This is a genomic window from Okeania sp. SIO3B5 (assembly GCF_010692555.1).
In the GTDB taxonomy this organism is placed as follows: Bacteria; Cyanobacteriota; Cyanobacteriia; order Cyanobacteriales; family Microcoleaceae; genus Okeania.
Genome location: NZ_JAAHHG010000292.1, coordinates 1 through 12,599, shown reverse-complemented (window position 1 = coordinate 12,599; position 12,599 = coordinate 1). Strand labels below are relative to the sequence as shown.

At 40.5% G+C, this 12,599-nt stretch carries 18 protein-coding genes and 2 pseudogenes; 13 read left to right on the top strand and 7 right to left on the bottom strand.

The window, feature by feature from the left end:
* The 4 genes and pseudogenes from F6K54_RS28890 to F6K54_RS28875 form a co-directional block, all read right to left on the bottom strand.
* Positions 1-454, bottom strand: a 454-nt coding sequence (locus F6K54_RS28890; RefSeq protein ID WP_293085415.1) for a group II intron maturase-specific domain-containing protein, incomplete at its 3' end; no start/stop codon positions are given.
* Positions 455-478: 24 nt separating this feature from the next.
* Positions 479-538 (bottom strand): annotated as a pseudogene (locus F6K54_RS43220) (hypothetical protein); the annotation flags it as partial.
* Positions 539-569: 31 nt separating this feature from the next.
* Positions 570-1,109 (bottom strand): reverse transcriptase domain-containing protein, encoded by a 540-nt coding sequence (locus F6K54_RS28880; RefSeq protein WP_293085413.1) that lies wholly within the window; start codon positions 1,107-1,109, stop codon positions 570-572.
* A 20-nt stretch (positions 1,110-1,129) separates the two neighbouring features.
* Positions 1,130-1,459, bottom strand: coding sequence for a helix-turn-helix domain-containing protein (locus tag F6K54_RS28875; protein ID WP_366558258.1), 330 nt, complete (start codon positions 1,457-1,459; stop codon positions 1,130-1,132).
* A gap of 760 nt (positions 1,460-2,219) precedes the next feature.
* Between F6K54_RS28875 and F6K54_RS28870 the strand changes: the two genes are divergently transcribed.
* The 3 genes from F6K54_RS28870 (at position 2,220) to F6K54_RS28860 (ending at position 3,373) form a co-directional block, all read left to right on the top strand.
* On the top strand, positions 2,220-2,585 hold the full coding sequence (locus F6K54_RS28870) for a hypothetical protein (protein WP_293085410.1): 366 nt from the start codon (positions 2,220-2,222) through the stop codon (positions 2,583-2,585).
* 106 nt (positions 2,586-2,691) lie between these two features.
* Positions 2,692-3,066 carry a helix-turn-helix domain-containing protein gene (locus F6K54_RS28865; RefSeq protein WP_293085407.1) on the top strand — a complete coding sequence of 125 codons (375 nt, stop codon included), beginning with the start codon at positions 2,692-2,694 and terminating at the stop codon, positions 3,064-3,066.
* Positions 2,987-3,373 (top strand): transposase, encoded by a 387-nt coding sequence (locus F6K54_RS28860; protein ID WP_293085405.1) that lies wholly within the window; start codon positions 2,987-2,989, stop codon positions 3,371-3,373. Before F6K54_RS28865 ends, F6K54_RS28860 begins: the two co-directional genes overlap by 80 nt.
* Before the next feature lie 156 nt (positions 3,374-3,529).
* Here the strand turns inward: F6K54_RS28860 and F6K54_RS28855 are convergent, their stop codons facing one another.
* Complete coding sequence (locus tag F6K54_RS28855) at positions 3,530-5,539, bottom strand: hypothetical protein (protein ID WP_293085402.1); 2,010 nt, start codon at positions 5,537-5,539, stop codon at positions 3,530-3,532.
* A gap of 15 nt (positions 5,540-5,554) precedes the next feature.
* Here F6K54_RS28855 and F6K54_RS28850 point away from each other — a divergent pair, with 15 nt between their 5' ends.
* Entirely contained in the window at positions 5,555-6,175 is a 621-nt protein-coding gene (locus F6K54_RS28850; protein ID WP_293085400.1) for a hypothetical protein, read from the top strand.
* Between the two features lie 3 nt (positions 6,176-6,178).
* Here the strand turns inward: F6K54_RS28850 and F6K54_RS28845 are convergent, their stop codons facing one another.
* Positions 6,179-6,406 carry a hypothetical protein gene (locus F6K54_RS28845; RefSeq protein ID WP_293085397.1) on the bottom strand — a complete coding sequence of 76 codons (228 nt, stop codon included), beginning with the start codon at positions 6,404-6,406 and terminating at the stop codon, positions 6,179-6,181.
* Between the two features lie 308 nt (positions 6,407-6,714).
* On the opposite strand from F6K54_RS28845, the gene F6K54_RS28840 reads away from it, so the two are divergent.
* From F6K54_RS28840 to F6K54_RS28800, 9 genes are all read left to right on the top strand, one after another.
* Entirely contained in the window at positions 6,715-7,359 is a 645-nt protein-coding gene (locus tag F6K54_RS28840) for a hypothetical protein (RefSeq protein ID WP_293085394.1), read from the top strand.
* A gap of 65 nt (positions 7,360-7,424) precedes the next feature.
* Entirely contained in the window at positions 7,425-7,964 is a 540-nt protein-coding gene (locus tag F6K54_RS28835) for a hypothetical protein (protein ID WP_293085392.1), read from the top strand.
* Positions 7,965-8,027: 63 nt separating this feature from the next.
* Positions 8,028-8,606: a hypothetical protein gene (locus F6K54_RS28830; RefSeq protein WP_293085389.1), complete on the top strand. Its 579-nt coding sequence runs from the start codon at positions 8,028-8,030 to the stop codon at positions 8,604-8,606.
* 649 nt (positions 8,607-9,255) lie between these two features.
* Positions 9,256-9,552, top strand: a complete 297-nt coding sequence (locus F6K54_RS28825; protein WP_293085387.1) for a hypothetical protein — start codon at positions 9,256-9,258, stop codon at positions 9,550-9,552.
* Positions 9,530-9,718, top strand: coding sequence for a hypothetical protein (locus tag F6K54_RS28820; protein ID WP_293085384.1), 189 nt, complete (start codon positions 9,530-9,532; stop codon positions 9,716-9,718). Before F6K54_RS28825 ends, F6K54_RS28820 begins: the two co-directional genes overlap by 23 nt.
* A complete protein-coding gene (locus F6K54_RS28815) occupies positions 9,719-9,964 on the top strand; it encodes a hypothetical protein (protein WP_293085381.1) in 246 nt (81 codons plus the stop codon).
* Positions 9,965-9,975: 11 nt separating this feature from the next.
* Positions 9,976-10,584, top strand: coding sequence for a hypothetical protein (locus F6K54_RS28810; protein ID WP_293085378.1), 609 nt, complete (start codon positions 9,976-9,978; stop codon positions 10,582-10,584).
* Positions 10,585-10,615: 31 nt separating this feature from the next.
* The gene (locus F6K54_RS28805) at positions 10,616-10,870 is read left to right on the top strand and encodes a hypothetical protein (protein WP_293085375.1); all 255 of its coding nucleotides are present in this window, start codon (positions 10,616-10,618) and stop codon (positions 10,868-10,870) included.
* Between the two features lie 7 nt (positions 10,871-10,877).
* Positions 10,878-11,516, top strand: a complete 639-nt coding sequence (locus tag F6K54_RS28800) for a transposase (protein WP_293085372.1) — start codon at positions 10,878-10,880, stop codon at positions 11,514-11,516.
* A 16-nt stretch (positions 11,517-11,532) separates the two neighbouring features.
* Here the strand turns inward: F6K54_RS28800 and F6K54_RS28795 are convergent.
* Positions 11,533-12,590: pseudogene (locus F6K54_RS28795) on the bottom strand (IS630 family transposase).
* Between the last annotated feature and the right edge of the window lie 9 nt (positions 12,591-12,599).

Sequence of the window (12,599 nt, the reverse complement as noted above, 5' to 3'; positions counted from 1 at the left end):
GGCTTGCCGTTCCTTTGACCTTGACGTGCCTGACTATAGGAGTACTACTGATGTCGTATAGAACCCAGAGTACATCTGTGCCTTTTCTTCCAGTCCCATTGCACGCAAAAGTCCAGCGATTGTCCTTGACTTTTCTGAAGTATTTATTTGCTATCCACCCATTTGTCTTGTTGGGATGCCGACGTTTAGCCCAATTAAAGAGGTATTTCCACACTCGATAATGAATGTAGTTGAAGGTTTCTTTACTCACTACTCCTCTGTAATAGTTAGCAAAACCTCTCAGAAGCGGATTTAAGGTTTTAATGACTTCTTCTTGGGTCGCACTTTTCTTTTGTTTTATAGTTTCCCCAATCTTTTTACAGAAAGCTAATACTTTCTTTTTCTGGGGCTTAATTAGTAATTTGCCACCTAAGTGACGTAAGTTGAATCCAAGAAAGTCAAAGCCTTCTTTCATTGTTACTATCCTTGTCTTCTCCTCACTGATTTTCAAGCCTCTACTTGACAACCATTGCTTTATCAGGATAAGCACTTGTTCCAAAGATTCCTTGTCTTTAGCGGTAACAATAAAGTCATCCGCATACCTGATGATGCCTAGCTTTGGGTTGACTGTTTTTATATATTCTTCGCTCCCCGTGCAGTCCAATATTTGCTAGTATTGGACTTATTACGCCACCTTGAGGAGTGCCTGTCTCGGAAGGGTTGTGTATCCCTTTGTCGATAAATCCTGCTTTTAACCATTCCTTGATTAATGCCCCTTGTGGCACAGAACCTATCATGTTCAGGATGGATTCATGGGCAATGTTGTCGAAGAAACCCTTGATATCAGCGTCTAAAACCCATTTGTCACTACAGCTTGAGGGATTGACACTCAGCCTGATGTAACTTTGTGCTATTGCGTCGTGACAACTTCTTCCTGGTCTGAATCCGTAGGAGTTAGATTCAAATATGGCTTCCCATTCGGGTTCTAGTATGTTTTTGACTATTGCTTGTGCGACTCTATCCTTTATGGTCGGGATTCCCAGAGGACGTTTCTTGCCGTTAGACTTAGGTATATATACCCTCTTCGTGGGTTTAGCTTCTGGCATCTCCCAAGTATTAGCAAGTTTCACTCGCTGTGCAGGGGTATTAATTATCTCCTTATCAATACCTGCTGTTTGCTTTCCGGCGTTAACCTGATAGTAGTCTGCAACACCTGAGAATGCACCTGGCCCAAACGCGGGAATTGCTTCTTAGCTTTGGGCAGGTTGTTTTGTTGACGATGGTAAGACGGGAATGGCTCATCGGCAGGAATGATGTACTCCTTCTCCAACGAACACCTGTCTACCAGACCAGATCGCGAAGCAATCCAGTCTTTGAGTTCCTGCAAAGCGTAGTTATACACGCCTCTACAGGTCTCAAGCCAATTCAACAGTTCAGTCTGTTGGTTGGCATCTGGATAGATTCGGTAAGTGTAGTTCATCCTCAGCATAGCTGTAGTTTACCACAAGCTATAGCTACTGGTAAATGCTTGTCTCATCGGCATCGAGCCGAATCGACAAGGGCGGGGAGTCCATGTATCCCGACGCTGATGCTACGCATACAGCGCGGGACTTATAGCTCCCCGAATCCCTCATTAGTTAAATTTATTTTATGTTGGTGATGGGCGATGGGCAATTGAGAAGTATATTTAAAGATGACGACGCCCAATTTTATTTATTTGTCTATTTGTCCATCACCTGCTATTTCAGTTATCAGTTATTAGAAATTCGTACCTGTCAATAGCTACAATTACTTAAATACTTATACCTATATAAAATTTGTTTTTTTGAAGTTATCCATCCTAGCTAAAAATCTAGATAATGAGGCTGATACTTAAGGTAAATACTGAATTACAGTCTTTTAAAGATAGTAGTTTTTAATTTTAGGTATAAAAAAACCACAATATCTTATGTACAGAGTATGATACCAAATTTCTGAAATAACGCAAATAGGTAAAATATTTTGTAATGATTTGGAGAAATTCGGAGCTGGTTTTATAGGAATAAATAATTTTAATGACTGAATTGATAAATTAAATTTATGCTTTTTGTTGATGATTAGCGATCGCATCTCCTAAAAGAAAGTTAACATTTTGGTAGTACTTCTGAGAGATGTTTCAGAACTCTTGGAACTCATGGTTCATGGGTTGGTACGGGTTTGCGGACAAGTGGCGGAATATTTGCAAGGAGAAAGTTAAGAATATGAAGTTTCTGCGGAATTTGCTGGGAAAGTTGTTGGGGTTGTTTAATTTCGAGTCTCCCGGTGGTAGGGTCAGCGATGGGGTTGCTCCAGAAAAAGAGATACTTGAGGAATATTTGAGATTTTTGATGGAGGTTTTGCAAGCTGAGGTTGACAGTAATGGGGACCCTGAAGTTGTCTATCGACTTCTGGCAGAAAATCAGGATAAACTCGACTTGATTTTTGCAGAGGTTCTCAAAAAGTGGTTTGAGTCAGAGGTTGAGTCTGATAATTCTGAGAGAAACCAATTTCTGGCGGGAACTCTTAACGATTTTGCTATTGATATTTTTAATTTTCTTTTAGGGAACATTGACTTAATCAGAGAATAACGATACATTACGTCAATAAGCATACTTTATAGAGCAGGTTGCACTCACCCATATATGAAATCCATGATTAACAAAGCTGAAACTTAATAATAAACAGAAGACTCTGATGGCTCAACACGCAGGTTATAGCAGATGGTGTTATAACTGGGGTTTAAGTTTATGGAATGCTGCTTATAAAGATGGTTACAAACCAAATGCTCGTAAGCTAAGAGAAGTTTTTACCAATCACACAAAACCACTCTATCCCTGGATGAAAAATCTTTTCCTACGGAATGCTTCGCAAACATCTAAAGTTTATCAATACGCTTTCATCAACTTAGGTGAAGCATTTAAAAGATTCTTTCAAGGGTTAGGTAAACATCCAAAGTTTAAGAAGAAAGGTAGGTCTGATTCATTCACAATTGAAAACCAGTGGAAAACCCATAGAATTAAATGGATGGAGTCACAAATTACCTTTTATTGGTATTGTGAAAACTTATGAACCAATTGAAGCAACAACTCAAAAAATAACTATCAGCAGACAAGCTGGTGATTGGTACTTAAGTTTGAGCTATGATAAGCGTGCAACTCCCACACCAAAAACTACTGATGTTGTAGGTGTTGATTTAGGCGTGAAAAAGCTAGCAACACTAAGTACTGGTCAAGTTTTCCCAAGCATTAAACCTTACCGTACAGCTCAAGATAAACTAGCAAAATTGCAACGTCAACTGAGCAGGAAAGTAAAACATTCAAATAATTGGCACAAAGCTGTAATCAAGCTAGCGATCGCAGCACAGACGAGTAGCTAACATCCGCAAAGATGCACTTCATAAACTGACAACATATCTAGCTAAAAACCACAGTGTTGTTGCTCAAGCGAAGATTTGAACGTCAGCGGAATGTTAGCCAACCACAAGTTAGCTAAATCAATTAGCAGATAGTGATTTTATGAGTTTCGTAGACAGCTAGAATATAAAACTCAAAGGATATACAGTTGCACGTCCTCTTTGTCTGGCAGCAGGAGAAGCAGGACGATCCATTTTGTGAGTAGTCTTACCGTCTAAATATATTGACGCAACCATCGTAAACATCTGCCCTAGCAGTATTGATTCTCTAAGGTTTAAGTTTAACGCTGCTGCTTGATCGCCGTCGGTTTCTTTAATAAATTCTAGGACTAATTTCATAGCATGGGTTGCGTTGTTGACCTTAATCCCCCAAGATTGTTGCCCTGGTTGGGCGGGGTTGAGGTCTGCTAATGTTGGTTCACATGGATGAATCCCCAAGTGGTCGAGCATCTTGCTTAACACCTCAAACAATTGCAAGTAATTAGAAGCTTTAGAGGTTCCTTTCCCTCTGGGTGCTATCCATTGGTTAGGATATTCAACGCCTTCTGTTAATAATTCATTAGGCCGTAATGCTTGATGGATCTCAGCCAATAGATTGCCTAAGATTAGCGATAGGTGTTTTAAATTATAGATAGTCATTCCCCCTTTCTTGTCCGGCTCTGTCCAGCTTCTAGAGACTTTGAAGGGGAAGCCATAATCTTCAGGTGATGATTGTTCTTTAATTCCGTCTGGATATTGTTCATTGACTTTGAATTTTTCAACTGGAACTCCTAGGCTAAGAGCGATTTTTCTTGTTAGCTCACTGTCTGCTGGGGAATTATTCAAAATCCTCCAAATGTGAAGTTCTAAGAGGGAAGAAATAGGAGATTCCCATTTTTGTAAAGTCTCGCCTTCCTCTACGGGAAACTTAGCAGATAAAGTGTTATCATTAATCCCTATCTTTCCAGGGAAGCCAAATCCTCCAGTATTTAAAAGAGTTAGCTTTGCCCGTTTGCGATCGTCTTCTGTAAAACAACATTTCTTACTCATATCTGGTTCACCTGGAAGTTTTATAGGTTCCGGAGGCGGTTTGTGAGATTGCCCGTCTGGAAATCCTTGGGTTAGATTGTACACTCCTAAATAGTCTAGTCTCCAGGAGGTAAATCCAGCAGACCACTCAGGTTCGTTTTCAGGCTTTCTGAGCCGTCTATGCAAGGAATTGTCTCTTGCCTCAGAATAGAAATCTGCCACCAAGCCCCTCGCAGCATTTAGAACCCTCCTTTTGGCTTTAAACAAATATGGCTTACCCGTCTCGAATAGACGAAAAGGTAGCGTCGTCTGCTCTATGAGGAGAACTAAGTCCTCCTGGAAAATTGTGTGTACAGAGGGAGCCTCCATCGGTGGATGTGTCACATAATACCAAGCAAGCTCTGTGCCCAAAAAAGGACTAAGATCTGTAAATTGAGCGCCCGTAAACCATTCAGGAAAACCTGTGTGGAGAAAGGGAATAAAATAATCTAAGACTGCCCACCCCCGAAAGTAGCTTCTTTTGAGTTCGACAGAATAAAATCTAAGATATCCCTCGCCAGTCACAACGGGTTCAGAAACTTGCTCTATTATATCATGTCCGATACCTGAGTCTCTAACCTTGGAACCGTCAGGGTTGTAAGCTGCGTAGGCAAATTCGGTTGCGTTCCAGACGGCAACCCCAACTAAAACATCGTCTGGGTCTCCAGGGAAAGAATCACTTCCAAATTGATTGTCAGGAAAGTTTGATTTAATATCTTCTGCCATTCCACTGGCATCCTTATCTAACTCTGGCGGCTCTTTTTCCTCTATGTCACAATTCGGAATTAGTTCTACTTCAGTATGAGTATAAAATCCTCCAGCATAAAAGTCTTTGACATAAACGCATCCACTCTTTTCTACCTCCATCTTATATACCCCTAAGATGTCTACACTGCCACCCCCTTGTACATTGTATTCAACACCTAATCCTAGTTTGATACCTGCAGTACCTCCGTCTTCAGTGCTTAGGGTGATTCCTACCGCGCCAATATCTATGTCAATACCAAAAACGGGATGATTTTGTTTATCTATATCTATTTTAGTGTTAAGATTACCAGAAAGCGTATTCTTTAGTTTTCCCATTTTTCAAAAATAACTGTGCAAGAAAGAATCTCAGAACCAATCAGCAAAAGCTTCTTAATACCAATCACTGGGGCAGGATTGAACAACACTATCATAGATTTCGATAACGAAGAAAGAAGGCATGATTCGGCAGCAGCAAATAGATCTTTCCTAAATACAAACTTTATCATGAATCATCTTTCCGTTAGCTACATTCTTCCCTCTCTCGCCCCAAAGCCTTCAAGAGAGTATAGCCTTACAGACAGTGATCTGAAGGAAAGAGCAGACGAGATCGAGTACGAAAGAAAATACAACGACGCAACATTTGACGAGGACGGCAAGCCTTATGCTTCTAAATTGGTTTTATTCAAAAGGCGCCTAGGCGTTAATCAAGTCTTAGGGCACAAACTTTTATACAACTCTTATCATGTAAAAACCAGGGATAACAAGCCTCATTTCACAAGAGAGCATCAGAATTTGATGGATATAATAGGAACTCCTATCATGAACTCCGAATTCTCTCTAAGAGCTTATCTTACTAGATTTGAAGAAGGAGATGAAATCGTCATTTCAGCTAGCTACACTGGGAACATAAACTACACCTTCGATTCAGGAGTAGCGACTCACCACCTTATTTTCCCCGGTCAAGAAGAATAGCCTTTACAAACTACCACCCAAATACTCTGCTCCTTCACTTTGAAGGATTCCATCATTTAAGGTTACAGAAATTGGCAAAGTGGCGCTACCAGAAAAAGTCATAGGAGAGCCACCTATAGCATCATTTGATTCGATATTATAGCTAATCTTTGTGTCGTCTGACTTCGTGTTGTGAGCAGCGTCGATTTCTAGGCTGTGCTGAAATTTAAAAACTTCAATAGCTGCTGCCAATCTATTATTCTGATCAAAGGGATGATTCCCTGCTGAAGATGTGAATGTATCATCTTGGGCATGGTTGATGACCCTACCTCCTAAATCAAGCGGGACATTCTTCCATGCTATGCTTATAGTCCTGTTGTCTTCGTCATAATGTGGGAATCCCGGTCATTGACCCCAACAGTTAAAATCTTATATTATGTCCGGTTGAATACTTACACTTTAGAGTCAGGAAGGCAGGAGGCAGGAGGCAGGAGGCAGGAGGCAGGAGGGAAGAAAAGGTTAGAAGGGAAAAAGGTTTTTTATCACGCTATTATCCGGACATGGTATTACCAGTCAAAGAGAAGGACGGGGGAAGCCCCGAGCCTAATACTATTCCGGTTCCCAAAAAATATAAATTTGGAATGAATTTGGTACTCACGGACATGGACCCTAATGAGTACGATGGAGTAGAGTTGCCTGCCGAATTGTTTGACCCTAATGATTTAGCCGAAACGGTTCACAAAAATGAATTAATTTTCTATAAAGTAGGACAATTCCTTTATTTTATAGGTGAACTTCATATAGAAAAAGTAAAGGTTGCGTCCGAGAGAGAGGTTCGCAGCATTGCAGAAACGATGCTCGGAGGACGACTTCAGCTATTTGTTACATTGCCTTTCACTAATCCTTTGAATGTGGAAGCCCCTGTTCAACTCAATTTTTCCAGGTTTTCAGACTTCGATATGTACAATCGATTCGGAGATTCAACTGCTCACGTTCCTTGGGAGGGAAAGTATAGAATCAGTGACATGGTAATCGCAACCATATTGCCTAACAGCAATAGAATTAGATTCCAGGTTGCTCCATACGGAGACTTAGAACCACTGATAATAGAAAATTATGATAATTCAAAGCCTTCCCTTCATATCCATGTGTCGGGTCAGGTCTTGGACGATTATGTAACCATCGCAAGTGTTGTGGAGGGGTAGTTATGACTAACACTGTTACCAAGCCTTACACCTACGAGATAGGTGTCAATACTATTCATGAATTAATGAATGCTCCCCCTGAAGTTGTTGCCTCTATGTACGAAAACCCTCCATCACCGAGAGGAGGTTCATTTTTTACCCAGGATGAAGACGGGTGGGAGCGTCAAGGAAGTTCTATCTATGGAAAGAGGAATCACGGCTATGACAGCTCTGTTGTGTCAACAGAAACAATCAGACATCCAGGTGAATATTTCTCCTGCAAAGCGTCTAAGTGGCTCGTTCTTGGCGTGTCCGTTGACAAACTAGCAACTTTCTGGGATGCGTTGACTGCTGGCTTTTATAATTACAGCAGCAAAGATGGCAAGACAATTCATCACCATCAAGCCAATCCAGTAATTGATTACGAATATTCCGACCTCAGCAAACCATCTCCCTCTGAACTTAAGTTTAGAATATCCCCAGACGGGTATGGTATTGAAGTGTTAGTTGACAGTATCCCTATTAGAGAGTTCAATTATGTGCCGAGCGCACCTCTTTATTTCTACGCTACTGGAGCTGGCGAGAATCTAAGAATTGAAGACTTAAAGGTAGGGAAGTATTCCTAACTAATTCTTGACAAAGTAGTAGACAAAATCAATTTAATCACAATTCAACAAATCTAGAAAATCATGCACGTCTTCACCGAAGAAATAGTCATTCACTCCCCTGGAACAGGAAACCAAGATTATCTCCCAGTCTTAGAGACTATCAAAAATGGCTTGCAAAACCTTGAAACATCTCTTGAAGCTATCATTAATCTTGGCATCAATGATGAGGCTAATATAGAAAAATTAAATAATATACACATAAGCCTTGATGAAAATTTAGGAAAAATCGAAGGGGAACTGAAAAACCAAACCCAGACGCTGAGTCACATAAAGGATGCCGTAGTATCGGGAACTGCCGCTTACTTAAATGCTTTCGATGGCATCGAGGCAGTGATAAAAGCTGAAGGCGGTTCTATCAAAGAGGTCTTGGAAGATGTCTTACAAGGCACCGACCTTGTGGCTCAAGAAATTATCAGGAATCGAAGTGTCTTGACTGGGATGCGAGATTCTATCACCTCTGTGCTTGATGAACTGAATGAGTCTCAAGCAAATCAACAGCAGCAAATTAGTGTTGCGGAACAAACTAACCAACTGATTTCGGACTTAAAAAATTCCCTTTGCAATAACCGTCCGTGGTGTTCTACTCCATCGCCATTTTAGGGCATGGGAACTGTTTAAGGCAATTGTTGCTGCGGAGAACAGGACTACTGAAGACTTGCCTTTAGAACATCACGAGGCACATCTTCGGTATATTGCTCGCTATTCTTTGTACGCTGTCGATCGTTTTAATGAGGATAGATTTAAGGACTCAAACAGTACCAACCAAGCCAATAAAACCGAAATTTCTTAACAGTAATTATGGAAACTAAAGTAGAAGAATTACTTCTCTCTATGGCAAAATATGCCAGAAAAATAGAGGCTTATCTCGCGTGGATATCACTATTACTAACAATATTTTTTGGCTCTATTACTATCACTATCATTTGGGCTTTCGTCCTTTGGATAACAGGTCATTAATCATGTGGACAAATGATGACCTAGATGTACTTGAAACTAGATTAGAGACAGCAGAAAAAAAGATAAAAAGATTAGACAATCGCACAGTCAGTGCCGAATAAAATATAACATTCATATTTTTCCTGTTAAAGCTATTCTTAGTAGTTATTGGAATTTTATGGATTATTAGTAATCTATTTAACTTAGGAGCTTCTGCTGCTGGAGGCTTTTCATTTCAACCGAATATTGATATTAATATTGATATTCAACACTTCCATACTCATCGTTAATTTAGTTTTTTTTTGAGATATAAATGTACGACGAAATTGGTAACAAGTTCCCAGTAATATCGGCTGACAACAACGACGACCTTTTGAAATGTTTAAAAATACTAGAAATGAACGAAAATTATTATACTGAAACAGGCGAACATTTTCTGGCTTCAAACATTTTTGAATCCTTGATGCCTTCAATTTGGGAGAAAGATGGAGATTTGACCAATGGAGAAGCGGCTGCATTAGTGGCAAAAGCAGCTCGATTTTCCATAGGCGCAGCCAGAGTATTTTACAAGCACAGAAAATCGATAGATGAGTATCAGACAAACAATTGAAGTCCGACTTATTGGTGACAAGAAAGATATAGACGCCTTAATTTCTTCAATGACTGATGCTGGCAAGCGGGATGGCTATAGATTGGCAAAACAGCCTCACTATAGGCCATCTCGCAAAGAGCCAGAAGACATCATTGCTTACACTGAATGGGTAATAGAACGATAAATGACACCAGACCAACGACAGCAATATTTGGAACTAAAACACAATTGGGGATTGCTGGTAGCTGAACGATATAGAGCGCTAGTAGATGATTCGTCTTATTGGCAACAAAACTATCGCAGATTTGTTAAGGACTGCTATTACGACGAAGGCACTGCAAAACGAATGTCCCGTGCCAATGCTCGACAAATTAAGCGTCAGAGCAGATTTAAAGACTATGGCAACATCAGGCCAAGATTTACCAAGTAGAGGTTTAAATCATGGAGAAGCTAAAAACTGTCAGCGATTTCAAGCGTTTTTTCGACAACGAAAACATCACCCGTTCCTCAATCAAGGAACAATATGGAGACTTGCGATTGCGTAGTACCTGGGAGCAGGCATATAGCGATTATACTTATGTTCGACTACCTATCATTAAGGCTATAGCTGAGGTTAGTAATTTCGTTCCACCGATGCCCCCCAGAGTTCCTATAGCGCCACCAATAACACAGCCACTGTTACCACCTGCTAAAGAATATCCAGCTTTGCCACCTGCCAGGGAACCACAGGAAAAACCTGGCGACGGGCGACGGGAACAGTTGCAGAAGTTACCTTTGGAATGTCAGCAATTGCTGATAGCAGTCCTGATGGTAGAGTCCGGGCTACCTGCCTCCTTGGTAGTAAGAGGAGACTTTTTAGTTTTGTCTGTTAAAAAGTTAAACAACAGTTGGCGGAAACTGTTGCAGCTTTCAAACTGTAATCGCTTACAAGTAAGAACTTTACCTTCTTTTGCTAACTATGGCAACAGAGATTCAGCGATCGGCAATTCACTTACCAATATTGGAACAATCTCTTCCAGAGGTCCCCCACAGTGGATTGAAAACACCTAACGCTTATAAACTTTAATTGCCAGGAAAAGTCATGGTACTAGACAAGCAAAAGTTTCAAAGTTTGGTAGACCACTTTAAAAGCTCACCCCCAATTCATGTTGAGTTGTACCCTTTAGAGGTTTTCTATATCTGTTTTACCTTATTGAGTTGGTTGGCAGCTCACCCTGGAAATAAAGCAATTAGTAGGGTTTACAAAAGAATGCGTCAACTGCTAAATTGCCATTTCCCTTGGTTGCAAAATTTGATTACATCCATATTGATCGGTTCATCAGATCGCAAAAATTAAGGAAATTATGTACGAAAAAATTACAATTGGTGGAGTTTTTCCCACAGATATTGGTTACACTAGGAATAAGTTTGAAATTGAATACAGGCTAGAGGAAGGAGAAAGCATTTTAAAAAAGTATTTTAAGGAACATCGTCGGGGAATGTGCAAGAAATTCAGCCTAAAAACTGAAAGCGTTGAGGATTTTGTGAATTTTCTCCAGGGAGCTGATTGTTTAATCCTAGAACCGACGGGAGTCCACTATAGCTATTTGTGGCAACATATCTCCAGTCATCATGGTGTTCCCGTGAAGTGGGTATCTCATCCAGAAATTAAATACATTAGAAAGTCTGAGCGATTGCCTGACAAGAATGATGCTGCTGATGCCTTGGCATTGGCTTTTTATGGATTAAAAAATCTGGCAGTCGAGGAAGCTTTTATAAATTTTGACGGTGGAAAAGTTCGGAAAATATCTGAGCTGTACTTAAATTCTAAGTCTTTAAAAAGTGTCAATACTGCACTTACTAATAAGTGTCGGGCAAAATTATCCAAGGAATTTCCTGAAGCTGCTTTCAAACAATCTCCTCAGTCTGAAAAAGATGGATTATCTCCATTGTTTGCCTGGCTTTGTAATAAGCAACGATTTATATCATGTCCGGATGATTAGTGATGATTAAGCATTTCTAGTTTGAGGCCACAGCGTGAAAACAGGTTAAACCCTGAACAAATTCCTGCTGCTCCATAATTTTCTGGCAGCGATAGACCAGCAGATGTTCGAGCTTCATCTAAGTTTTCCGGCGAGTGGTTAGCGATCGCTTCATTAGTTAAAGGCCACAAACGTTCTGCGGGTTGTAGTTCTGGTGAATGACTCGGCAGAAAAAACAGATCAATACCTTCGGGTAATACCAGCTTGTCAGTAGTATGCCATCCTGCTAGGTCTAACACCAGCAGTATCCGTTTACTTTGATTGAGGTCAAATTCTCGTGCTAAATCTGCTAAAACACGACTGAATAACTCTGTGTTGACTTGAGGTAAAATCCAGAAATATGTTTCTCCAGACTCAGGGTGGAGAAAACCATAAAGCCATAGCCATTGATATTGAGTCTTGACATTAGCAACTGGTTGTTGTCCAAGTTGTGTCCAAACCCGACGAGCTTTCGGTTGCAGTCCTAATATGAGCTCATCCTCACACCACACTTCTATATCTGCCTGTGGGTAAATAGGTTTGAAGTTTAGCTAACTCTCATTGGAGTTTTTTTTCCACAGCATTTGTTGTGAAAGGCAACTTTCGTATCGGACTCGGACGTGGTATCTTGAGCCGAAAGCCCATCTGTTGTAGATATTCCCATCCTCTCTGACGAGAGACTTGACGGCCAATATGAGCACTTAACCAATCTGCTAGTTTTCTGCTATTCCAGAGTCCTCCATCTGGGGCTGGTTGCTGTAGTAGTTGCCACAATTGAGCTTGCTCTACGTCCTCAAGTAGTGATTCACGCCCTATATTTCTTTTTCTTTGGTCTCCCAATCCTTTTGCTCCTTGAGCGTTATACCGACGTACCAATCGGTATATCCAATTTCGACTATAACCTGTTACTTCAGAGACCTCTAAGCAAGTTCTACCAGTGGCCAATAACCAAATTGTTTGATAGTGAATTTTCTCAGTTACTTCACGAGCATAACGATATCTTTGATCTAACTGTTCTACTGTTAAGTGGTTTTCAATCGTGACTAACTTCGGCATTACTTACTC